The following is a 25,641-nucleotide window of genomic DNA, read 5'->3' as shown; positions in this document are numbered from 1 at the left end:
GTAGTAGCCGCATATTCCCTCGTAGGAATCACCCGTATCCACCATGACCACATCGGTATTCTGTTCCAGAAGCTGGCGCACGACCGAGTTCATGTGGAAGCCTTTTTATATCTCCTAACACGCTGAGCTACAGCACTCTCTTGAAAACAACAAATTCAAAACGGTACAAATTTTGAACAGGCGAAAATCTATAGTTCAAAGCACTCGGCAAAGAGAAAAAACTATGACAGGGGTAAAAAGTGGTTTTAAGATTATTTATGAAAATATTTTGGGTAATTTTGGCTGATTGCTATCCAAAGAGCGCATTTTTGATAATAAGTCCCACCTCCATCAGCCATAAAGAGTGTGACAATCGAAAAAGAAAAAGAGGGATGAGAGAGCCTTCTTGGTGGCTTCAACATTGGGCGAAAATGGATGTCTTGTACCTCAGTTGTATCTCAGTCGGCATATATTGCTGATAGACAATGCAGGTTAATAATTCGGCGGCAATAGAATAGCGTTTGAAAGACGTATTCATTGTTTAGTAGTTTTCCTGATAAAATGTTAAATTTAGGGTAGTTAGATTAGTTTTTCTTCCAATTGTTTGGTTTTTTGGAATTGAATGCCTACCTTTGCATTGACAAATCCCGCTCGCTTCCCATAAGAACAGCGTACCCAGCGGGACATTTTTTAAATTGTAGGTATATGAAAGTTATAAAGAACAAGACAATAGATTTTGCAACCGCAGTTCAGGCTCCCGTCATTAACGGAAATAGAGCTGCACGGACAGGTTATGTCCGTTTGGTTCGCCTTATCACTGACGAGCCTGTTCCTCAACAAACTTCATATACGGGAAAAATTGAGTTGAGGTAGGAATGGCTGTATATACAAAAGAATACGAATCCCAGCCAGAGGCTATTCTTACAAACGTCATTATCTGTCCAGCCGTAGATTTGTCGGCAAACGTGGCTGTTCCTGTTCATTGCCAAGTTGAAAATGTATTGTGGGACACAGGAGCGACCAATACATTGATTTCACAGGAAGTTGTAAATGCTTTAGGGTTACAACCGAAGAACAAGGCTCTTATTTCGAGTGCAGGAGGTGATGTCGAATCCTGGACTTACCTTGTTCATGTTATCCTTCCAACAGGAACAGCAGAGTTGAATGTTCAGGCTCTGCTTAACGACAATTCAGACTATGATGTGGTGATTGGCATGGATATTATAAATTCATGCGACTTCTGCTATACAAACAAAGACGGCAAAAGTACATTCTCCTTATGTCATCCAGCAAAGGAGAAAATCATTCTGAAATAAACCAGCCATAGGCTTTCTTTCAAGAAAGACATGTGCGACAACAATAATGACAGATGTGACATTCGCATCTGTCTTTTGCTTTTTACGCCAATAAGAGGCCATTTCCTTACACAAAATATACGAGATTTGAGCAAGAATTTAGTTAATTATGGTTAAATTTAAGGTTTATACATACTTTTCCATAACAAAATGAGGTTGTATTGAGATTTTCTTTGTACTTTTGCAGCGGACTATTATCGCCATGTTTATAGCCATTGAGGTTAGACGTGTTCTTTCGTGATGGCATACAAGGCAGCCTACGCCGTGCTGAGTATGGCGGAGTCATAATGACAAAGCGGTACAAAGCGGGCATTGGGTGGGAAAGATAGTCCAGACATAATGAAGGCGTTTACTAACGCTCTGTTTAAGACAGTCTGTAATCTAGCAAATTAACAGTTATCATAGTCTTGAGCAAAGCCAACGGTAGATGTCCCGGGTGTGATAATATCGCTCCTGCGGAGACCTGTAAGCACGGATTGTACCTTTTCGGGCACAACAATTGTTTATTATGGTCTCCTAATGGAAATGATTATTCATATCGGCGTGGGCTCTGACGTTGTCTGTTCAACTATGATAGGCAATTGCTAGAGCCTCAGACTGTGGAATAGACAACAGACGTTTCCACGCTCTTTTTATGTCTATATTGCTATTAACGAGCAACGACATATAAGCCGATATGAACGCATTGCTTAATGCGCATACCAAACGAGGTTGCGATTCACCTCCTCACATTGGATTTGCCTCCAATGTCTCCCCCGAAGCCCAAAGCTCACAAACAGGGGTGTCCTCGGAATATGTCCAGCAGGAAGGTTACAACTGGTTTGTTCTTCGTGCTACTTATAACAGGGTAAATGCAGCCGTAGAGAAAGCAAAGAAGAATGATATTAAGACATACGTGCCGATGCACTATGTACTAAAAGTGATTGCTGGGAAGAAGAAGCGAATACAACAGCCTCTTCTTCCCAACTTTCTTTTTATATACGCCACAAGGGAACAATCAGACAGTTTTGTGAAAAAGACAGTTGATGCCCCAATCTCTTTTATAAAATATTATTTGGATAAGACGCTTCCTCCAGAGGCAAACGGTAAAAATCCTCCGCTTATTATACCATACAATGCAATGATAAATTTTATCAAAGCAACAAGTACTGATAGTGAGCATGTACGCATTGTTACAGCGGAACAGTGTCACTATAAAAGTGGAGATAAAGTACGAGTAATAGCTGGTGACTTCAAGGGAGTGGTTGGAAAAGTTGCCAGAATAGCAGGACAACAAAGAATTGTTGTTGAGATCTCGGGATTGTGCCTTGTCGCTACTGCGTATATTCCTACTGATTTTATTGAGATTGTCAAATAATGCCGAAAGGCATATTGTTTAATTTAAATTTTTTATTTTATGAAGAAAAATGGTAAGAATGAAGAACTTCAGTCTCGTCGTGAGTTCTTTAAGAGAGCCGCTAAAGGTGCTCTGCCTATTTTGGCTGGTGCAGCTCTCCTGTCAAGTCCTATCTTGTCAGAAACTGCAAATGCAATGTCATGCGCAGGATGTAACAACCGTTGTATGAACAGTTGCTTCAACACCTTAAAAAGTTATATTTATAATAGTGTTGCGGAATTAAGGTATAAGTTGAACTCAAGAAGTATTCACCTGTAAGAAGTTACTAATGACAAAAAAGAAATTGCCCGTTCGTTTTACGGGTCAGCACTTTACTATTGATAAAGTGCTAATAAAAGATGCAATAAGACAAGCAAATATAAGTAATCAGGATACGGTTTTAGATATTGGGGCAGGCAAGGGGTTTCTTACTGTTCATTTATTAAAAATCGCCAACAATGTTGTTGCTATTGAAAACGACACAGCTTTGGTTGAACATTTACGAAAATTATTTTCTGATGCCCGAAATGTTCAAGTTGTCGGTTGTGATTTTAGGAATTTTGCAGTTCCGAAATTTCCTTTCAAAGTGGTGTCAAATATTCCTTATGGCATTACTTCCGATATTTTCAAAATCCTGATGTTTGAGAGTCTTGGAAATTTTCTGGGAGGTTCCATTGTCCTTCAATTAGAACCTACACAAAAGTTATTTTCGAGGAAGCTTTACAATCCATATACCGTTTTCTATCATACTTTTTTTGATTTGAAACTTGTCTATGAGGTAGGTCCTGAAAGTTTCTTGCCACCGCCAACTGTCAAATCAGCCCTGTTAAACATTAAAAGAAAACACTTATTTTTTGATTTTAAGTTTAAAGCCAAATACTTAGCATTTATTTCCTGTCTGTTAGAGAAACCTGATTTATCTGTAAAAACAGCTTTAAAGTCGATTTTCAGGAAAAGTCTGGTCAGGTCAATTTCGGAAAAATTCGGTTTAAACCTTAATGCTCAAATTGTTTGTTTGTCTCCAAGTCAATGGTTAAACTGTTTTTTGGAAATGCTGGAAGTTGTCCCTGAAAAATTTCATCCTTCGTAGTTCAAAGTCGGGTGGTTGTCAAGATGATTTTTTTGGTTTGGTGTCGTCTTTTTTTAAGCTGCCGCATAACGGCTGGCAAATTGGCGATGGAGCCGACTTTTAGCACAAATGTTGAATAGAATTACTAATCTTCAACATTGCACAAAAGTTCAATAGAAGTACTTCACCGGCTCTATTGCCAATTTGTTTGTTATGTGCCGTTTTATTCCATTTTATACATTTAACAATTGCTGAAACGTAAAGTCGGGTTTAAACATTTCAATTTCGTTTTGAGTTGATTCTTCTTGTGCTTCTTTGCCATAGATAAACATTTGCTGTTCATAATTTTTAACAGCCTCTTCAATGCTATTAAATTTTCCATCGGCTAGATTATCAGACAATATCAAGGCATCCACCAACCCACTATTTACTCCCTGCCCTGCAAAAGGCGGCATCAAATGTGCGGCATCCCCAATCATTGTTATGGGTAATGGGCGCTTGCTTTTCCAAGGCTTTTCTAAAGGAAATATCCGTGTAGCCAATCCTACAAATGACAACGTCGTATGAATCAATTCTTTGTAGCGTTCGTCCCAATCGGAAAATTCTTTCAGAAGAAAATCAACGACACTATTTCTGTTTTGAAAATCTACCTGCGTTTGGTTTTTCCATTCATCAGGTGTTTTAAAACTTATTCCAAAATGCAATGCACCATTATTATTGGGGTTAGCAAATAATAAATTACCTTGGTGAGATGCCATTAGCCGGTTTCCATTGCATAGCTGAAAAAATCCAGGACAGTTTATCTCTGGTTGATGAATATCGGCTTGTATATTGAAAGTACCTGTTTCTTCAACTTCCGTGTCGGTAACAAATTTTCTTACCTTGGACATCCCGCCATTGGCAAGAATAACCAAATCTGCTGTTTCACTCGGTTTATTCTCAAAAGTTAGTGTCCACTTCTTCTTACCAGGTTCAAGCATAACAAGTTTTCTATCCCAAATAACCGTGTCGTTTTCTAAACTATTCAACAAGATAGCCCTTAAGTCATTTCTGTTTATTTCAGGATTGTCAAATCGATTTTCGGGCTTTACATTTTTTGTGGATAAAATATTGCCTTTTTTATCAGCAATATTTACACCCATTGGTAAGGCTAAGTCATAATAAGTTTGTAACAATCCCGCTTTTTTCATTGCTTCCTGACCTGAACCTTTGTGTAGGTCAAGGGTTCCACCAAAAATTCTTGCCTCTCGGTCGTTGTCTCTTTCGTAAACTGAAACGTCTATGCCGTTTTGCTGTAATAATTTTGCCATAGTCAGTACAACGGGTCCACCACCAATTATTGCAACGTTCTTATCACTAAGTAAATTCATTTGTTTGTCTGTATCTATTCGCATTGTCATTCAAAAATGGCCCATAACAATGGCTCGGCGAATTGGCGAAGTAGCGAAGCTGTATCGAAGATACAAAAGCGGAGCTATTTAGCCAAGTCGCTTGTTGTAAGCAGTCCGCGAAGCGGCGGCTTACGGCAAGCGACGTAAGTCGCCGAGCCATTGTTAGCAAGGAGCGCAGCGGATTGCTAACAACGGTTTGCAGCTATACGCAGGCAGGGATTTTTACCACTAAGCTACCTACGATGAACTGAACTTTAAATTTACCACTTTCCTGTCTTACGAAGCACGAACCCCCTGCTTGCGTATAGGTGATGTTATGCGGTCGGCTTTCATTTTCTCTTCTTTCTCGTTAATTTGTCAAGCAAAGTTACTAAATTTGCAGTCAAGCAATTTCAATTTTTGAATTATGTATTTCAGCAGACCTTGGACTTCTATCTAAGTGATAGGCAGTCCTGAATAAATTCCAATCAATCTTTTAGGGCAAGACAATCAGTCTATGCTTTGTGTGTGCTGTCATTTTTTTTGATGGCATTGCTTTGTCGTAGTTGCTCTGTCGGGTAATACTGTCTATTCACTTCTCTGTGATTTGAATTCAAGGCTGAATTCAACTTGCAAATGCAACAGAATTCTGATTAATAATTTGTTTAAATTTTTCGTTTGGCGTGAGGTATCCAAGTCTTTTACGAGGTCGATTATTGAGTTTATTTTCAATCCACTTAATCTGTTTGTTGGTTACTTCACTAAAGTCCTTACCCTTTGGGATATACTGCCTGATAAGCCCGTTGGTGTTTTCATTGGCACCACGTTCCCATGAGTGGTATGGTTTGCAAAAATAGAATTTTATTTCCAATTTTTGCGCAATTTCCTCGTGCTTTGCAAACTCCTTTCCATTGTCAGCCGTAATTGTGTGTATTAAGTTTTTCACTTTCCGCAGTGCCCATACTGCAATCTTAGCTACCGGGATGGCTTCTTTTCCCGACAACTTGCGTATCCAGACCCTGCTTGTTGCTCTGTCGTTAATGGTAAGAATGGCACCTTTGTGGTTCTTACCAATAATTGTATCTATCTCTAAATCACCAAATCTCTCCTTCAGTTCCACTATCTCGGGACGCTCATCAATATCCACCCTGCCTGGGATAAATCCTCGCCCTGCATTTTTAGAACCACGTTTGGCATACCTGCGACCTTGTCTGCGAAGATATTTGTGCAGTTTGCCACCCCGCCGCTTATCCTCCCAAATCCAGCGATATATCGTTTCGTGAGATACCATCGCAATTCCCTCCAAGCGGCTCCTGCCGACAATCTGCTCCGGGCTGAATCCTTTCTTCAACAGCTTTATTATCCGTTTTCTCATTGCCGGTGTAAGCACTTCCTTGCGATGTTTTTGCTGCTTGCGCCTGTCTGCTTTTCGCTGGGCAAGCTCCATGCTATAGCTACCACTTCGGGCGTCGCAATTGCGCTTTATCTCCCTGTAAACAGTGCTTTTATCTACTCCGATAGCTTCCGCTATTGCTTTTTTGCTCATCGGTATTTGCAACATCATAGAAATTGCATACCTTTGTTCCTCGGTTATATGTTTGCTCATCTGCAACTTTTTTTTCTTTGGACGGACAATTAAAGCAAAGATAGCAAACTTTATCCATTCAGAGTGAGAGAAAGGGGGACATTGTCTCTCTTTCCTCTCTGAAAAATAAATGTTTTTATTGCTTAGAGCCTGTTTAAATTTTATTTAATAACATCCTAATGGATGCCAGTTTTACCATTTCCTCTGCCGAATCGAAAGTTAGCTCATAGTTTCGGCATAGCCTTCTATAATTGTCAAACCATGAAAAGGTTCTTTCCACAATCCATCTTTTACCTATTGGTCTAAAGCCTTTTAGCTTATCACCACTGACGACAACTTCAAGAATGTATCCAAAAGCATTTTTAATCTTCTCAGCTATTTCTCCACGATATCCGGAATCTGCCAATATGACTTTGATGTTGCAAGAGAGTTCCCTCAGACACCTTGCCAACAGATAAGCCGCCTTGCTGTCATGCACACAGGCAATCGTCACCATGACTGCAAGCAGGAATCCATTTTTATCTACCACCACATGACGTTTAACGCCTTTTACTTTTTTGTTCCCGTCAATGCCATTAAGAGAACGATTATCACCCCAACGTACACTTTGACTATCCATGATACCCAAACTTGCTTCTGCTTTTTGACCCATTTTCACACGTACTTTTTCTCGTAAGTTGTTCAATAATAAATCAAATTCACCCCAAGAAGACCATTTGCGATAATAGTAGTAAACCAACTCCCAAGGAGCGAAGTCTGAGGGAAGCATACGCCATTGGCAACCGGTTTTGACTACATAGAAAATGGCATTCCATATTTCACGCAAATCATATTTTCGTTTCCTTTCTTGCACGTTCAAGATTTTCTTGATAACTTGCCACTGTGTTTCTTCTAAATCCGTCGAATACATAATTATTTGAAGATTGGTAACTAAAAATAATCATTTTCGAGGAAAGAAGAAGCACTCTTTTTATTTCAAACAGGAAAATTTAAACAGGCTCTTATTATCCGCACCCAAAAAGTTGCATTTATAACCTCAAATCCGCAACTACGCGCCTATATGATACAGAAGCGAAAATAATCTGCATCGTTAGTAAAAAGGGGGCACAGTGCATCGAATGTCACCATAAAGACATATAAACGCCCCTTACCCCACCATGCGACTTGAGGCAATACGCAAAGTCACGACCATAAGTTGTCGGTGTTATCCAAAGTCATTCTGGAACACATCAGCATAAGCGTTGTTGCATGAATAGATATTCAGCACATACTGCCTTGATGTCCTGACCCATTTGGCTGGCACAGAGATGAACTTGAAGACAAACGCCTTGATGCGGCTTGTTGCTTTGAGTCCGAACCTCTTCACGTCAAGCCTCGCCATGATGAATTTATAGAAGTTGCGTATGAGTGCCGTAAGCAGAAGAAACACCGTGTTTTCTCCCATGAAGGATTTTGGAAGCCTGTTCCAGCCGAATCCGTTATTCATTTCATCGAAGATGCGTTCCTTCCCTCCACGGAGGTTATAGAATTTGACAATCTCTTTCTCGGAAGACTCGTAGTCATTTGTAAGGATGCAGCGGTAGGTGTATTCGCCTTCCCACAGGTCAATCTCACCGTCAATTCGCTTCTGCCTTTGGATTACAAGACGGTATGCCCTCCCTTTCCATTTCTCAACAAGAATGGAGTTCAGTTCAAACTCAATGCCGCCCAGTTCCTCTCTCTTCCACCCTCTGAGTGCAAAGATGTCATCGTAGAGCGAACCGCAGCGGTTGGCGCGGATATAGAAAGTCATGCAATGCTTTCCGACCTCTTCCACAATTTCCTCTGAGCAGGATCCGCAATCTGCCCTGAAACGATTGACTGTCAATCCTTTCTGTTCAATCCTCTCAAAGAATCTCCTCAACGTGTCCTTCTGGTGGAAACGAACGTTAGTGTTGCCGTCGCTGTTCTCTATGCCGACAATCATGTCGCCAATGACAGCCACACCTGGACGGTACCCGAGAAACTTCTTGTATGTGGGTTTCGCATCAAACTTCTCAGCCTCTATGAACTGGTGGTCGAAGTCAACGTCATACCCCTCGCCCTCTTTCAGCTGCCCTGTGGACAATAGGCAATTGAGGAGCAGTGTATTCAGCATGTCTGCCGTGTTGAAGTCGTAGGTCTTGCCAGTGTCGGATGTGTAGGAAATGTTATCCTGGGTCAGTTCCTTTATGGCTCTGAGAATCGTGTCGGCACTGCATGTGCGAAGTGTCGGATGAAGCGAGAGGTGATACATCAGATGAGTGGTGACATCCTCTATGCATGAGCCGCCACAGAAATAAACGCTCATAAGCGAACGGATGATTTCGCTGTATTGATAACCATACAGCCTACATCTCATACCGAGGGTTGAGTCGATTACAGATGAGAGATTGGAGTCAAATTGCTCCATTATTGAAAAAATTCCTCCAAAAGGAGAGAGTTTCTCAGATTTTATTGCTACCTTTGCCATGTCTGTCGGGTTTGATACATATTTTGATTTGCAACACTAAGATAGGTGAAAAATCTGACATGGCAAAATCCTGAGCAACTTTTTGTTGCTCAGGTACTTATAAAATAAGTTAAACTAAAATGCTGCGGAATTTAGGATATCTTGAAGAAGAACGTAATGAACAAATTAGAAAAGAAAATGAGAGACGATTCCAACAAGAGCAACAAAGGATAAACAATCAACGTCTTCATGAGATTAATGAACGTAATCGCATTGCTTTAGAACGGGAAAATGCGAGGAGAAGAGCAGAGGAAAAAAGAAAAGCGGAACAAAAGCGAAAAGAAACCAGTCGCACAAACACAAATGTTCCTCCGTCGCAACCGAAGAATAATCGTTGGTCAATAGGCTCTAATCCAACTCTTCTTCCACGAGCAACCTCATCAAAAACAGCAACTACAAAAACAAACTCATCTAATAAAACCGATGGAAAAGAGGGAAAGTAAGTAATCTTATTGCAAAATGAATTGTATATGCAGTCAATCGCCAGTCGGTTGGCTGCATTTTTTCTGTGTGCAAGGATGGTCTATTCGCCACCGATGGAGGGGCGGTTAGCACCGCTCGCCTCCAGATAGTCGTTTACTGCGTCACGCATGGTGAACTCTCTCATGCCTGTCTTTGCCCAGTAGATAAGGGCATCAACAGCGGCTTTTCTTGCCTTGCTGTATTCGTTGTCTGTCATGATTCTGATGTTTTGAGTTTTCTAAAAAAGTGTGATGCATATCCAAATGGTGATTTCAACAAAGATGATAGACCAACTTAGGAAAGCCAAGCCGAACATCCAGGCATAGGTGCTACCGTTGAAGTATGCACCCTCCTCGATATTGCGGATTCGTTTAAGCTCTTTCTGCTGGTGAGTGAACAGGTCGTTTATCCGCTTCTCATGCTCGTCAAGGGCTTGCTTGAAAGCAGAAATGGCGGTGTTGTTCCGCTTATCCAACTGGGCAACTCCTTCATCGTTGATGCCGACTTTGAGGTTGCTCTGCTCTGCCTTGACTATGGCATGGCATATACTATCCACGATGTTGTCCGTGCTCCTGTGGGCAGCCATAAGTGCCACTTTCGTTGATTCCAACCTCCGATAGGCATTGCCCAGTTCCTCCTTTGCCTCATAGAGTGCTTTCTTGGCTGATTCAATCTCTTTCAGGGTCACTTTGATTTCTTCCTTGCCACTCTCGATGTTCTCGTCCTCCTGCATCTGATTGTACAGGTTAAGCACATCCTGTGTGGCATCTTTCTTGTTTCTTCCCATACCGTTCTTGTTTGAAAAGTTATCGTTTCATGCCTCTCTTTATCGGCTTGCAGAGTGTGTTTGCTTGCATTGCGCAACGTCTTGCCCATTCACGGTCATCATCGTCCTTATCACGTCCCCAGCCACTGCCAGGACTGCCACCGCCACCACATGACTCAGACATCGATGTGGCAGCATCAAGGTAGTTCATGAAGAGCAGCATGGCTACATTCAGAATGTCAGTGTGGCTTGCGGATCCATTCTCGGGAACTTCGATACAACTGTTCATCGTGTCGTAAGCAGTTCTCGGCATGACTATGCTGAAACGCTCACCATCGACTTCAATAATCTTTCTCAATCCGGCAGGAAGGTCAGGTTTGGCAACATTGCTTGTACGAGACAGACCACCTTGCGATGCCGTATTTCTGCTGTCCAATGTGGTAGCGTTTGAAACAGAAGGAGAAGGTCTTTGACCAACTGCAACAGGTGTTGGCTGAGGGTGCAGCTTGCGGAAGGTATTCCCGATTTTCGATGCGGTGAGATTCCTTCCTACACCCAGTTCGGAAGCCTTGATGGTAGTTTTTCCGAACTTGAAGCGGTAGCCATGCACCCTGCCTTGACCATTCTTGTCACGGATAAGCTCGATGTCATATCCCTTTGCCCTCAATCGGTCGGCATATTCATCCCAATCAAAGAACGGCATTGAACGCAGCACATCCATACAGGCTTTGGTCACCTCTGCAATGCGTTCCTGACGAATATCCATGGCATCCTTCCAACCATGACGCTGATTGATGGCTTTCGCAGCCATCACGGCACGCTCACCGATGAACTTCACATCATTGAGATTACCGTCCATGTCGATGCGGTTCACCACCAGATGCAGGTGGGGAATGCCACTCTTGGAGTCACGGTGAAGGGCGGCAAAATATTGGGAGTTGGCTATGTTGGTCGGCTTGACCGAAGTTGCAGCCTTGCCTTTCTTCTTGCCGATGTGGTTCACCTTGGAGATACCATCCATCTCACGAATGAACTCGTCAAGGAATCTTCTCCAGTCCTCCATAGTCCAGTTACGTGCCTCCTCCTCAGATGGGGAAAGCTCAAAGCGGATGGACGTCAGTTCGATGGGCTTCTTGGCATACCTCTGCTTGAACATGGACTGATGCAGCACCATCTCGTCCCACATGCCCATCGGCGGCAGACCCTCGCTGAGATGGTTGGTCTTGACGATGTCCGCGCGATTGTTTTTGGTTGCGTAATTGGTCATTGCCTGACCATGCTGAATTGCTGACGCTTTTGCTATCATAACATATCCAAGAATTTGTCTCTAATGCGGCTCAATTCCTCTATCAGGGTGTTGATGCCTTGAAGCCAACGTTCCATGAAGTCGGCTCTCTTGAAGAGTTTTAGTCTCTCGGTCTGTGGCAGGGCATGAAGCGCATTGCGCACATAAACCAGTTCAGACCTTGCCCCGATTAAGCCCTTCAAGGCTTCCTCCTGCTCTGCGGTCATGGGTAGGGATGGCTTGTGTCCGATGCCTAAGTCATGAAGATATGTGCTCTTGCTCCTGCCTGACAGTCGGGCATTATGTACTACCAAGTCGTAGTGTTCTTCTGTGAAACGAACGTCAATGTGTCTAGTCTTCGGAGGTCTCTTCCTTGAGGTTTTCTCCGTGTTGTTATTCTTGTCTTTTGTCATTGTAGATGGGGTTTATAAAGTTTATACTTGATATAACAGGACAGCCAATGTGAGCCTGCGAACATTCAAGAATGCCAGTAGGAAGCGGTGGGCGAAGCGAAACCGTCTGACACTGGTACTTCTTGTTTAGACCTCCGAAAAAAAACTACGGCTAATAGAGGTAGCGGCTTCTGGATAGCTTGCCTGTCGGGAACGTCAATAGTCGAAATAAGGGAAAAGTAGAGATGACATCATGAGTGACTTGGGGTGATATGCGCGCCATGTCTCTCCGTGTGATCCTCGCATCGTCCTTCATGGGGCGGTGGCTGCAAGAGGTTGCCCTCGTCATCATAGACAGGAGACGGCAGCAACTCAATGGGTGATGCCCCTTCTCCTTGATTGCAGTCATCTTCTGACGGCTGTCCAACCTCATACTCAAAATGGTCATCACCTTCCTTTTCCCTTTGTTTGAAGTCTTGTGGTATCGGAGAAGGATCTGAAAGTCCATCCCCGATAACATGAGAATTAACGAAAGGGGAAGAGGTATTATAAGAGGCAGGAACATGGGGCTGCAGAATGTCAGTAGTGGCAGGATTGACGCTGCTGTCTTTCTGCTGACCTATGCCATTGGAAAGATTGCCTTCCGAAGAGCAAGCGGTATCGGATGGGACATTGGACACCGATTCCTCTTGGGTGGCGGAAGTCACGGATTGACGGTTGTAGAAGGGGTTCTTGATGGCTTCCTTGATGCCGTCAACGTACCAGAAGGCGATGCATAGTATCGTATGTATGGAGGTGCGGTTGTTCCTCTCGGTTGAGAGGATGCCCACCTGATTGAACAGTTCCACCACCTTTGCCGCTGTCTTGCGGTCACACTTCCAAAGGGCAGACAGCTCAACGGTAGAGATGGCAAACTGCCCGATGGAGAGAGAAGCGGAGAAGCCTGTCTTCAGATAAACACTTGGCTTGGTGGATGCCATTGATACAAAAGTGCCGAAGGCGGTCATGCGGTGGAAGCCCTGCCTGTCATCCTTCAAGAAATCGAGCTGTTCCTTGGTCAGCAGGATTCCGTATTTTATGCTTTGGTTACTCATCTTGAAAAACTGATTATTAGTGAAACGGATTACTCAGCAAAGAAAGAATGAATAGTTTCTCTTTCCCCTTTCGTAAAAAGTAGATTACATGATTCTCTTATCCGTCATGCCATTCTTCCCCATCAGGATTTTTCTCGCCCTTGACCCTCTTCATGGAGGCAGGCTTGTTCTTCTTGCTTTTCTGCAACATTGCCAGATGAGCCTCGAAGTCTGCCTGTTCCTCCTGGGTCGATTCGTAAGGCTTGTCCCATGAGCCACCTGCCTCAATCCATTTTATCAGCTGGTCTTTGAAGAAGTAGAGCGTGTTCCCTCTCTTGTAGAAAGGAATGCGCCTTTCAGATGTGTAAGCATAAAGCGATGAGACTTTCTTTCGGACGAAGGCACTTGCCTCTCTGATGTCCATAAGAACATGGTCATTCTCGCTCGGAGCATTGCCTATTCTCTGACCAATGTCATCAAGACGAGTCATCATCGTATTGACCTTTGTCAGAAGTTCGCCAACTGCACTGGGCAGTTGGTCGAACGATAATGATTTGTTTTCTTCCATTTGTTATCCTGATTATGTTTTTCACTTATGTCTGGTCACTCTCTTCCTTTGTTGGTATTTTGAGCGAGATACGTTCTGCCGCATCACGTTTGAGTTCGTCCACCACATCGGCATACACCTGAGTAGTGGCAAGATTGCTATGGGTAAGCAGCTTGCTCACGGTGTAGATGTCCGTTCCCTCTGCCAACTGCAAGGTGGCAAAGGTATGACGGAAGCAGTGGAAGGTGATGTGTTTCTCGATGCCGGAAGCCTTTATCCACGGTTTGAGATACAATGCCACTGTACTGTTCGTGAGATTCTTGAACACCTGTCCAGTGCTTCGCTCGCCACAGAGCTGCAAAGCCTCTTCGCTGATAGGCAGGATTGCAGCGGTGGAAGTCTTCTTTGTGATAATGTCCATTCCCCAGCCGCCATCAGCCAACTTGACGATATTCTCCCACTGGAGTCTGATGCAGTCAGAAAGGCGAAGACCTGTAAGGCAGGAGAAGAGACCTGCACGGCGAAGGACATCACTCTTGCAAGGAGTCTGAGACAACTGCAACAACTCTTCCTTGGTGAGGAACTGCCGCTTGTTGCCATGAGCCTTGGCACGCACAAGTTTCTTGGCGATATTCTCTTTGAGCAGTCCGTCCTCGTATGCGATGGCAAGGATGCACTTCAACTTGGTAAGGTTGTTGTTGGCTGTTGTTCCCATCATGCGCTTGCCGTTGTGCATACAGGCATCCGACAACAGGTAGTCGAGGAATCCCTGGCAGTACGGAACGGTAAGGTCGCAGAAGCGGCACTCGCCATGCGTGTAATTGTGGAAGTGCATGTAGGCGGTTGCCCAGTTCTGGCTGCTGCCACGCTCAATCATGAGGTTCTTGAAATATTCCAAGAAGCTCTCCTTGCCCTTGTTGCGGTCGAGGAAGCCATACTCCTCATTGATGATGGACTCAGTCCTGCGGCACTTGATGATTTCCGCTTTCTGAATCATACTTTTGTTGTACTCCTGCTGAAAGCGTTCAACAGGGTTGGTGTAGATGTAAAGACCAAGGTACTCCCTGCGTGAGAGCTTGCCTGTCTTCGGGTTGCGGATTGGAGGATAGAAATCCAGATAGAGGGAAGTCTGTCCGTTCTTGATAGGTCGTTTCCGCACGGTGACCTTTGTACAAATGTTCGTCATATTGTTATTCTTTTATTATTCTTACCGATGTGTATCTGTGGATGCGAATAGCCATGGTCGCAACGCTTTAACTCTCAAATCCGATGCAAAGTTAGATTGCCGTGAAAAGAGAAAAGCAAAGATGGCTTCAAATACAGCCAGAATTTAACCTGAATTTGCTTTTGAGTATGATTTTACGCTCAAAATCAGACTAAAAGCAGGTATTGGATGCGTTTTTTGTCTTATATCCGTTACTCTGCGTTGTGGGTTTGTTTCGACCGACATGGATGGGTGCTGCATAGCAATTGCAACGGCATGGGTCGTATATGAGTTTGTTTGAACCATCTCTTGACTTGTGTCTCACTTCCGTTTTGCCTTGGTCGTAGTACTGCTTTTCTCTGCCTTCTTGCGTGCAGCCTCCCAGTCTGCTTTCAGATAGTAGTTGGCTCTTCCGCCTTTGAACTTTCGGATTCTCACTCCATGGGTCTCCGCAAATCTGCGTACCTGTGTCTTGCCTAATCCGTAGAGTTTCATGATGTCGAAGCAGGTGTACCAGTCATCGGAAATGTTCTTACCCTGTTCTTCATTATAAAGCCCGATAACCCTTTCCACGTCTTCTTTCTTGAAGCAGGTCGTTCCCCATGCGTGAACTGACTGGAGTTGGTAACGATTGCGGACTTCATAGAATCTTCCATACTTGATATTAAAGGTGCTCAACACCTCTGCCATTGTGTAATGGGTGTCGTGGGTTACTCCATCAGGTGCTCTTTCACCAGCCCTGGGAGTCTTGCGACACTTTGCCAACTTGTTGACTGAGCCAGTCTCGGCATCTTTTAGCCTCTGTGCTTTCTTGGACGTTGCTCCTTCTAACGATAGGGAAGAAGGGAGAACCACCTGATAACCTTGTCCCTTGGCTATTTCAAGAAGGTCTTGCAAATAGATCCTGGTCATGCGTGTACCGAAATTTACGGCTCTTAGCCTGCCTTGACGAATAAGACTGCGTACTGTCTTGACGCTGATGCTTACTGCCTGCGCTGTTTCCTCTACGGACATCAGCACGATTGGAATGCGAGTTGTAGTATTCATTTTTACCGTTATTTTTGAATTTTGCAGTGACTCATGGGGGATGGTCCTTGACGGAAACTTTTAAGAGGAAACAAGGGGAAATAAGAGGAAATAAGAACCCTCATTAAGAACCGTGTGTCCCTCTGCCCATGGTACAACCGTGGTACAAAATTACTATAAACGGATGAAACTCGCAATAGGCGGTTGGAGCGTTATGTTAATGAATATGTATTGAAAATGAGCTATTTATGACGTTTCTCTAAGTTTTGTTTGGAGTTCTTTTCGATGCGTTTTAGTCCATATGACATGCATGTGGAAGCTCTTCCCGCTGCCCGAAGGCCCGATGCAGAAGAAGTTGGCATTGTCCGTCATTTTTACCTTTCCTTCCTTGCCGGTGATGTCGATGCAGACGGGCAGCCCCTGACGGTCGGTGTAGTACGTGGTCAGCGGCGTGTCTTCCGACTCTTTCATGTGCTCCTTGAAGAAGAAGCACAGGGCGGCGTCCGAGAGGGTAAGGAAGAGGTCATAGTCGGGATTGAAGGCGTAGGCGTTGCCGGGGAAGCTGTCCGTGAACAGCTCCAGCTGGTTGTAGGCGGTACGGGAGGGCATGATGCCGCATTCGTAGAGCCTGGTCTCCAGATACGAGGTCACGGATGTAACCTTGTCCGGCGGGCAGCTCACGAGGATGTTGAAGTTGCAGTACACCAGCAGGGTGCTGTCCACGGCCAGCCGGTGCAGCACTTCCTCAATGTCGGCCTTGGCTATCCTGTTGCTCGGGTCGGGCATCGAGCCGTGGCGTTTGGCCTTGGCTTGCAGCTGTCTAAGGAGTTTGCGCTGCTGGGGTATCTGCACGGCCTGGTTGTACACCACGCAGTCTGCATGGGGCACGTTTGACAGGAACGAGAGCAGGTCGGTGGCGACGGCATAACCGTTGATGCTCGTCTCCGTGTAAGGCTTCACCAGCGAGGGCAGGTTAATCTCATCGATGTCCACCAGCGGGTAGGAACGGATGATGCGGTCGCCGGTTCTCAGGTATTCGTCCGAGGCCTTGAAGTTGGTCATGGAGAACGGGCCGCTTCGGAAACGGAACGCCATGAAGCGGTGGCAGTATTCGTTGACCTCCTCTTTCGTCAGCAGCCAATGCCGGATGTCCTTCTCCTTCAGGATGTCGGCCACCTTACTGACCTTGGCGTGGAAGTCCTGCCATTTCTTCGGGTCGTACTGCACGAACTGGCCGTGCTGCGCCTCCTGCGTGACAATAAGGTAGGTGCGTATCTCCGTGAACTCCCTTCCCTCGAAGTAACGGAAATAGCTCCTGTTCAGGAACTCCGCGTCTTCCGGCACGTCGTGGTGGTAGGTCTGCTTGCAGAAGATGTCCTGCTTCTGCAGGGCATAGCCCTCGCCGAGCGTCTGCGCCACATTGGAAAGCACGTCCTGGAAGCGTAGGTACTGCTCCGCATCCGTACACAGCTGCTGCACGGGGTTGGTCATCCCGAAGATGACGGACGGATTCCCGCCGGCCGAGAAGAGGACGACATGGCCGTCCGTCTCTTCCAACTGTGCGTAAAGTCCGTCAAATACTCTTTTTCTGGTGTGTGCCATAAGATTACCGGTTTTAGGAGTTCGCTTTCAGTTTTTTGTAAACATAGATTCCTTTCGCACGCCGCTTGTTGTGCAGTCCGCCGCGCTGCTTGACATAGATGACGACCAGCCCGGCTACCGCCATGACGAGCATGGCGATGAAGCCCGCTATCTTTCCCAAGGCGATGGAGAAGACGATGAAGCCGACAAAGGACACGCCGATGGCTGCCGCCGCCAGCGTGAGGAAGCGGCCGCGGATGCCCATGAACTCCAGCGGTTTCTGCAGCCCCTTGAATACCGGATAGCCTTCCTTGTCCATAGGATTCTGTCAAGCCTGTTATGTAAAGAACAAGGGCAAAGCCTCTGACAATGCGATGAACGCGATACATCCTCCGATGGTCAGCATGATGGTTTTCTTCACGTCTTGGTCTCCGTTCTGCATCTTGAAATAGACGTTGAACGCACCGACAAGGACGATGACGGCGGCGATGGCCTTCATCAGGTTCGACACGGGTTCCTGGTAGGAACTGACTTCCTGGGTGGCCTTGGTGAAACCTGCCGCTCCCTTGCTGCCTGCCATGGCCTCGCTCACCGAAACGGTTATGGCGATGGCGGCCAGTACACTCTTCTGTGCAAAACGGGAACATTTGATGCGGTTTGCCGCACGATGTAATTGTTTTCTTAACTTTTGCATTTTCAAAACATGTTTATGAAGTTCTATCACTAAAGGAACGTCGGGCTTTCTGGTGAAAGTCCCGTGATATTTTTTCTGTAATGAATCATTACCTCGCATTCTCGCAGGTGAAGATAAGCGCACCCAAATCGCAGCTGCCGGTCTCCGCCAGCCTGTTTATCTCGGTGAGGAGGTCTTCCACGAGGATGCCGTCCGTCATGACGGCTTCCCTGTAACCGGGACGGCGGAAAGGCTTTTCACTTTCAGAATGTTGCTCCGGTTCGTTACCGGCAGCTTTCGTATCATCAGACTGTGATGCTTGGTCAGATGCTTCCGTATTTTCTTCCTGAGAAATTTCCTGCTGCTTTTCGGGTTCATCCCGACTGACCTTGACAGCCTTGAAGGTTTGCGCTTCATCCGATATGTCGATGTCCTCTTCCGCATTGTCGTCCTGCTCCGCCGCCTGTGCGGCCCTGGCTTTCTGTATGTCAAGCACGATGAGTGCCGCATAGTAAAGGACAAGGGTGGTGAAAAGGAGGAATACTATTTGTCCGTATTGCATGGTGTGTACATATTATATGGTTGTCATACCCGGTATTCCGTCTTCCGGCAGGGGAAGGAAATGAAGTCCCAGCTTGCCGCCTCTTGATTCCAGCTGTTCCCTGCGTACCAGCGTGTCGCTATAATAAAGGATGTTGCGCTCGTCGCCCACGATATAGCCGGTGCTTTTCAGCCGGGAGCGCAGCCTGACCCGTGCCCTGTTGGACACGACCTTCAGCCGTGTCAGCGGTTCAAGTCCGAAGATGACACGCCGCCTCTCTTTCCGTATGAGTTCGTTCCGCACACGGGACAGCACCTTGCGTGCCTGTTCCCCGGTACGTTTCAGTCCCAGCCTGGCCGCAATGCGGCTGACGCTTGTCTTGGTGATGCCGAGTTCCCTGCCCATTTCAGAGAAGGAATACTCATGGAAGTGGCTGCGGATATATCCGGCACGTTCCATCCACCCGGACTTGGCTATTTTCACGATGCCCAGCCTGCGTGCCATGTTCTTCACCGCCGTCTCGCTCATGCCGAGTATGCCGGCTGTGTAGGCTGTGGTCTCTACCGGATAGAGTTCGGCAAGCAGGGCAAGCCTGTTTTCGTTCCATTTCTCTTTTCCCATGGTTATATCTCTTTCAGGTTCATGAAAAGCGATTTGTTCTCCCGGCGGTAGCGGGCGAGCTGCGGCAGGAACGCGCCGAAAAAGGCACGGACGATGGCGTTCACCAGGTCGGAACGGCAGCGGCCACGGATGTCGCAGTCGTCCAGCGAGTCGGCAAGGTCACGGTCGAGCTTGCATACCAGCCGCTCTTTCTTGTCGTCGTGGGTGCCCGTGTCTTCAAGGAAGGAGAGAAAATCCTCCCAGCACTTTTCAAGGCCGCCGCTCAGGGAAACGGGGGCTGTTGTATGTCCGGCCGTTGTCTCAGCCTTTCCTGTCTCATGTACATCAGATTCTTCCTGACGCTTGTCGGTCAGGGTTATTTCTGGGTCGTTGATGCCTTTGATAAGGTCGTCTATTTCCGGAATGTTTTTTGCCATTGCGTTATGGGTTTGATGGTTACTGATTATTGTTCGTTCTGATTCTCGTTATTGCCGAAAATGTCGGCATAGATTTCTTCAAATACGGATGCCACGATGCCGGCCTGCATGTCGAGGGCGGCCATGGTGCTGAAACGCTCCATGTCGGCACGCTTGGGGATTTTTCCCGTTACCCGTCCGTAGTTGGAGAAGGTCTCCCGTGCGCTCTCCCAAATGGCCAGTTCGGAGCGTTTGCCGACCCTGCCGTCATTCAGGTTGGGAACGATGAAGAACCTCGCCTTCATCTGTCCGGCGGCGGCCTTGCGCAGACGGTCGGTGAACATGAGGAAACTGGCGGTGGAGGGAACCGTCACCAGGTCGTAGTGGAACGGCACGATGATGATGTCCGAGTTGACGAACATGGGAATCAGTCCGTCCGCCTTTAGGCTGCCGGGAGAATCCATGAGTACCACGTCCATGCCCGGCTCGTTGCGCAGCCTTTCCATCAGGGCGGTCATGGCTTGCCTGTCGTCCGCACCGTATGCCAGCACATCGTATGGGATGTGTTCCTCTCCATATTTGCGGATGTCGGCCTTGCGGCACTTGGCCACGGACTGCTGGGTGTCGCAGTCTATTACGAGCACGCGCTTTCCCTTTGTCACCAGGTAGTTGGCGAATGTCACGCAGAGCGTCGTCTTGCCGACGCCTCCTTTCTGGTTGGCGAATGTTACGATGACCGGTGTCTGTATCATGTCCGTGCGATAATTGGTTATGCTCCAAAATTATCATCCGCACAACCTGAAAAACGAAATGCGCAACACTTATATGCTCCGGGTAGTTCAGACTAAGGTGTCCGGAATTATGAAATTCGGGAAATCAGGGTTCATGCTGACCGAAAAGGTTACGGCAGGAAGTCTGTCAGGGACTTTGTACCGTAACCTTTTAGTATTATCATATATCGTTCTGTTATCGCTTTAATGTGCGTCCGTCGTCGATGTCGTCATAATTACCTTTCTGGCCGACTTCCCATTCACGTTTCTCGCTCTGGCTACCTCCTCCTGCATCACGCAGCCGGATATGTCCGCCTGTTTTATGTCCGATGTTTTTGTGGACGGATTGTCTGTCGGTTTGTGACTTATGCGATTTCCTTTTCAACCGTTCAAGATTGAAGCCTTCTTCTGTCAGATTAATGATTATGTGTTCCTTGAAGTTGACGGCATAAGTGCCGTTCCCGTCCTCCCGTATGGTGAAGCCTTCCTCGAAGAGCTTTCCCTTGACGGAACCGGTGGTATCGTCACTGAAAATCTCTCTCAGCTGGTTGACGGCATCCGTGTGGGACCGGGTACGTTCGGGAGTGAGGGTAACAAGGTCGGGGCGGTTCACCTTGAATATCCTGCAGAGCATGTCCCGTTCGGCTTCGGTGGCCGGTTTGAATTTTTCAACCCGTTCGATACGGTTGTTGCGGTCGATGGCTTCCGCCATGAACGGTTTCAGAGGACGTGACTGCCCGTTAAAATAGATGACACCTTTCTTGATGTAGGCGTGCTGCCTGCGTATCTTGCCGTAAATCTCGCCCTGGGTTATCTTGGGGTTGAGCGTGAGCAGGCGGTCTATGTAGTCCTCGATGCGGTCAAACCGCTGTTCGGGGGTGGCGAAGTCCAGCAGCTCGTCCACGGCCAGCACCCTTGCACCGTGGATGACGGTCTTGTTATGGTGGTCCACTACCATGTAACCGTAAGGCGCGTCTTTCTTGCCGAAGAACACGATGTCAATGCCGAACTTGCCTTTCAGTTCCTTTTGCAGCTCTTCCTTATTGGTACTCACGTCCCGGTATTTTTTGAGGATGCTTCTTAATTGCCGACATCGTGCCCTGTCCGTATGGCCTCTTTTATACAACGCCTCTATGTCGGAGAGGGGAAGCTTGTGTTGCACCTTTCCGCCGTGCTTGATGAATACGGTTCCGTCTTTCTGATAGACCTCGTAGCCCATGGAGGTCATCACCGCCTTGTACTGGGCAAAGGAGGAGAAAGTGTACTGTCTGGCAGTCTCCATATCCTTGTCTGTCTTCTGTTTCCTGTTGGTTCCCAATATCTTGTCAATGGCTTCCTGCGAGCGTCTGCGCTCGTGGTCGTGTACAATCTTCCTGCCGTTGGGTGCGATGCGAGAGGTGACGATGTGCAGGTGGGTGTTGTCGGTGTCATAGTGGGAATAGACAAGCAGCGGCTGTCCGGGTTCCGCATAGCCCATTTCCCGGAGATATTGGTGGGCGAACTCCAGCAGCTCGGTTTCCGACTTCTCGTGTCCCTTGCAGGATATGGCCACATGGAACTGCGCCTTCTGTATCCGGCTGTTCCGGGAGGTATATTCCCGGAGATACTTGACCAGTTCATCGGGGGTGGGTCTACCAAATGTTCCGAGTGCCCCGAAATTCTGGATTTCGAGTAAACGGGCTACACCTTTCGCGACTTTCCGCTCATTGTAACCGACTGCGTGGAAGTTCGGGCTTCCGGGTAATATGGTTGCTATCATTTGGGTTGGATTGATTGGGAGTTCGGGATATTCAGAGCTTGACGGCCTTTTTGGTGACTTCTTCCAGTTCCCTTTTTATTTCGTTCAGGGTGTCCTGTGTCTCACGGATAACCGGCATCAGCACCTCACGGAGATATTCCGGTGGCAGCAACCCGGCAACCGAAAGTTCGTTGGCTCTCTTGACCGACTGGTTCAGGTTGCCGCCTATATGGGAAAGCTCGTTATGGTACTTCCGGTAGAACTCACCGAGTGCCTGGATGAGTTTGAGTTTCTGTCTCACATCGACACGGGTGTATTCTTCAAGTGCCTTGCGCACATAACTGCTCACTGTTTTATAGACGGAAGAAGAAGCCTCTTTCTTAAACAGTTCCACTTCTTCCAATGTCATTCGTACCTTGATGTACTTGGTCATTTGCTTCTTCATACGATGATAACTTGTTTTCGGGTTTCCCGGAACTTCTTTCGCAGGGCGAAACAGCGGCATTGCCGCTCCGATGCGCAGCAGTCGGCAAGTTACCTTTGTGGAAGCTAAACGGAGTTTTGTGGCCACAAAGGTACAACTTGCCTGACAAATCCTGCAACGCAGTTCGATGTCCTCCGGGGTTCATTCTTGCACCAAAATTACCGAATAAAACGCCTTGCGGAGAAATGCACAACAGAATTGTAGGTTTCCACCCGGAAGTCCCGGAACACGGATAATCCGATATGACGGATAACCCGGTCATTGATAATAAGAATACTTCATTTCGAGATAGTCCGAAAAAAATATCTGTGATATAATGAAAGTTCACTCACCTGATTTGTGAGAATTTGAATAGTCGGATAAGTAATACAGACGGATACGTACAGCCATAATATTAGGGCATCAAGTGATGTGAGAATAGAAGTTGAAATGAGCGGATGTTTCAAGTTTGGCGGTATGTTGAAGCTGTTTTCGGGAGTTTGAGTAATCAGGACATCAGGGGAAATGAAGAGTTCGGTATCAGTATCAGGCAATGGACTGTTTACTGAAAAATGTGTTTTGAAATGACTTACGGACTTTGATAAATGGGTTGTTCTTATGATAGTCCCACAGTTTCCCATATCCGAATATTTCGGTTTGTTCGGTTACCCATTTTCTTATATTTTTCTTTGTAATTTACTGAATATAAAGGTGATGATGCTTTGATATATGACTATTTTTCAGTACCTTTATACTATAGAACCGGGATTTTAGAATATCAAGTTTCATTAAAAAAGTAACCTTGTATGTTTGAATTGTTGTTGCTGATATACCTGTTTCCGATAGTAGTGATAGTAATACTGCTGTTCAGGCTGGCGAGATGGCTTGTCCGAAATACATTCAGGCTGCTGTGGTGGTTTGTGAGGAACTTCTTTGTCCTGCTGGGCAAAGGTCTGACACGGGCTTTCACGCTGATTATGACGGGTAGGATTTTCAACCGGTAGGGAAAGATAAAGCCGTACCTGCCGGGTATGACCGATACGGCTCTGTGAACGGTGGGTAAGTTCTTCCCTTTACGTTGATAATTCTTTGGCTGACTGCCTGCTAAAACCCCTTGCCTTTGCTACGTTCATATACGACCTCCTTTTTGGAATCACAATTCATGAGACGGAATTGTACTGTACATCCCGTTGGAATATCACTCGGAAGTTTTGCTGCCAATTTACTTATGACTTGATCCACATTGCTGAACCCTATATCAGTAAGTTCACTGACGACATCACCCTTAAAATAGGCGCGGCCATAAATCATCATTTTCTTGGATATGCGGAACATCTTGTCTGCCGGTTCTTCTATATCACGGGCTTTGCCTTGCTTACTTTTCTTACTGCTGAAAAAGATGAAGTCTATTACTTTTGCATTAAGTTCCCAAGCTGGAGTAAAATCTATTTTCACATACCCTCTCGTTACATTCAGTCCGTGGCTGTGGTTCATGCCGAATGCCACTTCATAAAGGTTGGCATCACAGTCATTCTGTGCAATGGTCGCCCATGTATGACGGAACGTATAGTAGCAGTAGTAGTCCTCTTTCTTCATTCCCATATCCGCACAGATCTTTCGGATTCCGTTGTTTACGTTTGCATTGAAACTGTCTGAATTACTGTACCTTTTGTGAAAATTGAACAGGTATTCCTCGTTCTCATCATGGGAGAGGTATTTGTCAAATGTGGACTGGATGAACGGCTCGACACGCATTTCAATATACGCTTCGTCCCTGCGGCTGTGGCGGGTCTTTGCCCGTTTGTAACCGATAATACCATCCTTATAATTCTCCTTTTTGAGTTCGTACAAGTCAACCGTGTTGATGCCACCAAGGCAAAGGGAGAGAAGCGACACATCACGGGCAAGTTCCGGTAGGGAAGAAATCATCTTCGTTTCCGGTAGTGGCCGGTTGAAAAACTCACGGCAGGCTTCGGCACTGATGGCACGTTGTACACCGTTGTCTGATTTTGGAATAGTAATTTTCTCCCACGGATTGAATTTTATACGTTTAATTTCTCTTTCTTCGTCATTGTACTCTATAATGGCCTTTTTGAAAATTTGGCGAATACAAGTTGGATACATTTCTTTTGCTCGTTTTGTATGAGACAAATTTTCTATCCATTTTTTCAAAACTGCTGTAGTTAGATGGCTGAACATTATACGAGTTGTTCCTAAATAACGTTCCAAATGGTTTACGGCAAGTTGATAATTTCTTGCATTTCTTTCAAAGCCTTCTTTTTCCATGCAACTAACAAAGGTTCTGGCATATTCACTGAAACAAACTTCTTCTGCTGTTTTAAGCAAATAATCAATGACTTCCTTAACATCCCATAAAGATGTATTTATTCGATTTAGTCTATCTGTATATTGCCTTATGAGCATTGAACAGTATTCATTTACTACTGGATCAATCAATTCCCCATTGCTCGTAATATGATTCTTGTCCACAATTTTATCGGTCTTGATATATCCAGGTTTACGATTGTGTACTATCCGTATGTACACGGAATAGAGACCATCAATTCTTGGCTTTCTCACCATTACTTTTAATGTTGTCATATGTACTTTAATTTTATAGCTGCTATAGCCTTTTAAGTTGGTGTAAGCAGGTGTAAACAATACAGGGATTTGGTGTAAGCAGAGTGTAAGCAAATACGTTCATTTGGCTCATTTTATGCGGTCAAATGTACGAACCGCCTAAACGCAACTCAGGCTGTAATTACCACTAAAAGCAGTGAATTACAGCCTGATATCAAGTTTTAATTTTATAAAGTCGCTATTCTTGCGAATGCTCTATTG

The 25,641-nt window shown here is 45.8% G+C and carries 28 protein-coding genes and 1 pseudogene; 6 read left to right on the top strand and 23 right to left on the bottom strand.

Going from position 1 to position 25,641, the window contains the following annotated elements; all coding sequences use genetic code 11:
* Positions 1-105, bottom strand: a pseudogene (locus ACZMIG_RS08160) (TraG/VirB4 family ATPase); the annotation flags it as partial.
* Between the two features lie 749 nt (positions 106-854).
* Between ACZMIG_RS08160 and ACZMIG_RS08155 the strand changes: the two are divergent.
* The 4 genes from ACZMIG_RS08155 (at position 855) to erm(F) (ending at position 3,799) form a co-directional block, all read left to right on the top strand.
* On the top strand, positions 855-1,295 hold the full coding sequence (locus ACZMIG_RS08155; RefSeq protein WP_048316574.1) for a retropepsin-like aspartic protease: 441 nt from the start codon (positions 855-857) through the stop codon (positions 1,293-1,295).
* A gap of 715 nt (positions 1,296-2,010) precedes the next feature.
* Positions 2,011-2,691, top strand: a complete 681-nt coding sequence (locus tag ACZMIG_RS08150; RefSeq protein ID WP_049129570.1) for a UpxY family transcription antiterminator — start codon at positions 2,011-2,013, stop codon at positions 2,689-2,691.
* 39 nt (positions 2,692-2,730) lie between these two features.
* Complete coding sequence (locus tag ACZMIG_RS08145) at positions 2,731-2,988, top strand: hypothetical protein (RefSeq protein ID WP_117719809.1); 258 nt, start codon at positions 2,731-2,733, stop codon at positions 2,986-2,988.
* A gap of 10 nt (positions 2,989-2,998) precedes the next feature.
* Positions 2,999-3,799 (top strand): 23S rRNA (adenine(2058)-N(6))-methyltransferase Erm(F), encoded by an 801-nt coding sequence (gene erm(F) / locus ACZMIG_RS08140; RefSeq protein WP_487889416.1) that lies wholly within the window; start codon positions 2,999-3,001, stop codon positions 3,797-3,799.
* Positions 3,800-4,011: 212 nt separating this feature from the next.
* On the opposite strand, the gene tet(X) is transcribed toward erm(F), so the two are convergent.
* The 4 genes from tet(X) to ACZMIG_RS08120 form a co-directional block, all read right to left on the bottom strand.
* Positions 4,012-5,178: a tetracycline-inactivating monooxygenase Tet(X) gene (gene tet(X), locus ACZMIG_RS08135; RefSeq protein ID WP_081106166.1), complete on the bottom strand. Its 1,167-nt coding sequence runs from the start codon at positions 5,176-5,178 to the stop codon at positions 4,012-4,014.
* Positions 5,179-5,773: 595 nt separating this feature from the next.
* A complete protein-coding gene (locus ACZMIG_RS08130; protein WP_005794072.1) occupies positions 5,774-6,754 on the bottom strand; it encodes an IS30-like element IS4351 family transposase in 981 nt (326 codons plus the stop codon).
* A gap of 133 nt (positions 6,755-6,887) precedes the next feature.
* The gene (locus ACZMIG_RS08125) at positions 6,888-7,643 is read right to left on the bottom strand and encodes an IS5 family transposase (protein ID WP_118147926.1); all 756 of its coding nucleotides are present in this window, start codon (positions 7,641-7,643) and stop codon (positions 6,888-6,890) included.
* A gap of 294 nt (positions 7,644-7,937) precedes the next feature.
* A complete protein-coding gene (locus ACZMIG_RS08120) occupies positions 7,938-9,224 on the bottom strand; it encodes an IS1380 family transposase (RefSeq protein WP_118354577.1) in 1,287 nt (428 codons plus the stop codon).
* 119 nt (positions 9,225-9,343) lie between these two features.
* On the opposite strand from ACZMIG_RS08120, the gene ACZMIG_RS08115 reads away from it, so the two are divergent.
* Positions 9,344-9,706, top strand: coding sequence for a hypothetical protein (locus ACZMIG_RS08115; RefSeq protein WP_053078087.1), 363 nt, complete (start codon positions 9,344-9,346; stop codon positions 9,704-9,706).
* Positions 9,707-9,786: 80 nt separating this feature from the next.
* Here the strand turns inward: ACZMIG_RS08115 and ACZMIG_RS08110 are convergent, their stop codons facing one another.
* The 17 genes from ACZMIG_RS08110 to ACZMIG_RS08030 all read right to left on the bottom strand — a co-directional run bounded on the left by ACZMIG_RS08110 (position 9,787) and on the right by ACZMIG_RS08030 (position 22,782).
* Complete coding sequence (locus ACZMIG_RS08110) at positions 9,787-9,942, bottom strand: hypothetical protein (RefSeq protein ID WP_153093198.1); 156 nt, start codon at positions 9,940-9,942, stop codon at positions 9,787-9,789.
* A gap of 21 nt (positions 9,943-9,963) precedes the next feature.
* Positions 9,964-10,512: a hypothetical protein gene (locus tag ACZMIG_RS08105; RefSeq protein WP_048317548.1), complete on the bottom strand. Its 549-nt coding sequence runs from the start codon at positions 10,510-10,512 to the stop codon at positions 9,964-9,966.
* A gap of 19 nt (positions 10,513-10,531) precedes the next feature.
* Positions 10,532-11,797 (bottom strand): relaxase/mobilization nuclease domain-containing protein, encoded by a 1,266-nt coding sequence (locus ACZMIG_RS08100; RefSeq protein ID WP_048317550.1) that lies wholly within the window; start codon positions 11,795-11,797, stop codon positions 10,532-10,534.
* Positions 11,794-12,189: a plasmid mobilization protein gene (locus ACZMIG_RS08095; protein ID WP_048317552.1), complete on the bottom strand. Its 396-nt coding sequence runs from the start codon at positions 12,187-12,189 to the stop codon at positions 11,794-11,796. Before ACZMIG_RS08095 ends, ACZMIG_RS08100 begins: the two co-directional genes overlap by 4 nt.
* Positions 12,190-12,419: 230 nt before the next feature.
* A complete protein-coding gene (locus ACZMIG_RS08090; protein ID WP_048317554.1) occupies positions 12,420-13,262 on the bottom strand; it encodes a hypothetical protein in 843 nt (280 codons plus the stop codon).
* 97 nt (positions 13,263-13,359) lie between these two features.
* On the bottom strand, positions 13,360-13,809 hold the full coding sequence (locus ACZMIG_RS08085) for a helix-turn-helix domain-containing protein (protein WP_048317556.1): 450 nt from the start codon (positions 13,807-13,809) through the stop codon (positions 13,360-13,362).
* Positions 13,810-13,834: 25 nt separating this feature from the next.
* Complete coding sequence (locus ACZMIG_RS08080; protein WP_048317558.1) at positions 13,835-14,974, bottom strand: site-specific integrase; 1,140 nt, start codon at positions 14,972-14,974, stop codon at positions 13,835-13,837.
* Positions 14,975-15,313: 339 nt separating this feature from the next.
* The gene (locus ACZMIG_RS08075; RefSeq protein ID WP_048317560.1) at positions 15,314-16,039 is read right to left on the bottom strand and encodes a helix-turn-helix domain-containing protein; all 726 of its coding nucleotides are present in this window, start codon (positions 16,037-16,039) and stop codon (positions 15,314-15,316) included.
* Between the two features lie 225 nt (positions 16,040-16,264).
* Positions 16,265-17,620 (bottom strand): TraG/VirB4 family ATPase, encoded by a 1,356-nt coding sequence (locus ACZMIG_RS08070; RefSeq protein ID WP_075316812.1) that lies wholly within the window; start codon positions 17,618-17,620, stop codon positions 16,265-16,267.
* Between the two features lie 13 nt (positions 17,621-17,633).
* Positions 17,634-17,918 carry a DUF4133 domain-containing protein gene (locus tag ACZMIG_RS08065; RefSeq protein ID WP_075316811.1) on the bottom strand — a complete coding sequence of 95 codons (285 nt, stop codon included), beginning with the start codon at positions 17,916-17,918 and terminating at the stop codon, positions 17,634-17,636.
* 18 nt (positions 17,919-17,936) lie between these two features.
* Positions 17,937-18,293: a DUF4134 domain-containing protein gene (locus ACZMIG_RS08060; protein ID WP_022163568.1), complete on the bottom strand. Its 357-nt coding sequence runs from the start codon at positions 18,291-18,293 to the stop codon at positions 17,937-17,939.
* A gap of 88 nt (positions 18,294-18,381) precedes the next feature.
* Positions 18,382-18,834, bottom strand: a complete 453-nt coding sequence (locus ACZMIG_RS08055) for a hypothetical protein (RefSeq protein ID WP_022163569.1) — start codon at positions 18,832-18,834, stop codon at positions 18,382-18,384.
* A gap of 12 nt (positions 18,835-18,846) precedes the next feature.
* Positions 18,847-19,434: a hypothetical protein gene (locus ACZMIG_RS08050; RefSeq protein WP_022163570.1), complete on the bottom strand. Its 588-nt coding sequence runs from the start codon at positions 19,432-19,434 to the stop codon at positions 18,847-18,849.
* A gap of 2 nt (positions 19,435-19,436) precedes the next feature.
* A complete protein-coding gene (locus ACZMIG_RS08045; RefSeq protein ID WP_022163571.1) occupies positions 19,437-19,850 on the bottom strand; it encodes a hypothetical protein in 414 nt (137 codons plus the stop codon).
* Positions 19,851-19,876: 26 nt separating this feature from the next.
* The gene (locus tag ACZMIG_RS08040; protein ID WP_083610473.1) at positions 19,877-20,581 is read right to left on the bottom strand and encodes a ParA family protein; all 705 of its coding nucleotides are present in this window, start codon (positions 20,579-20,581) and stop codon (positions 19,877-19,879) included.
* A 214-nt stretch (positions 20,582-20,795) separates the two neighbouring features.
* Entirely contained in the window at positions 20,796-22,358 is a 1,563-nt protein-coding gene (locus ACZMIG_RS08035) for a relaxase/mobilization nuclease domain-containing protein (protein ID WP_075316810.1), read from the bottom strand.
* Between the two features lie 31 nt (positions 22,359-22,389).
* Positions 22,390-22,782 (bottom strand): plasmid mobilization protein, encoded by a 393-nt coding sequence (locus tag ACZMIG_RS08030; protein ID WP_075318831.1) that lies wholly within the window; start codon positions 22,780-22,782, stop codon positions 22,390-22,392.
* Between the two features lie 824 nt (positions 22,783-23,606).
* Between ACZMIG_RS08030 and ACZMIG_RS08025 the strand changes: the two genes are divergently transcribed.
* Positions 23,607-23,804 (top strand): hypothetical protein, encoded by a 198-nt coding sequence (locus ACZMIG_RS08025; RefSeq protein ID WP_022162035.1) that lies wholly within the window; start codon positions 23,607-23,609, stop codon positions 23,802-23,804.
* A gap of 100 nt (positions 23,805-23,904) precedes the next feature.
* Here ACZMIG_RS08025 and ACZMIG_RS08020 read toward each other — a convergent pair whose 3' ends face one another.
* Entirely contained in the window at positions 23,905-25,401 is a 1,497-nt protein-coding gene (locus ACZMIG_RS08020; RefSeq protein ID WP_022162034.1) for a tyrosine-type recombinase/integrase, read from the bottom strand.
* Between the last annotated feature and the right edge of the window lie 240 nt (positions 25,402-25,641).

Source organism: Xylanibacter sp., assembly GCF_057607445.1.
This window is presented reverse-complemented; position numbering and strand designations above follow the sequence as displayed.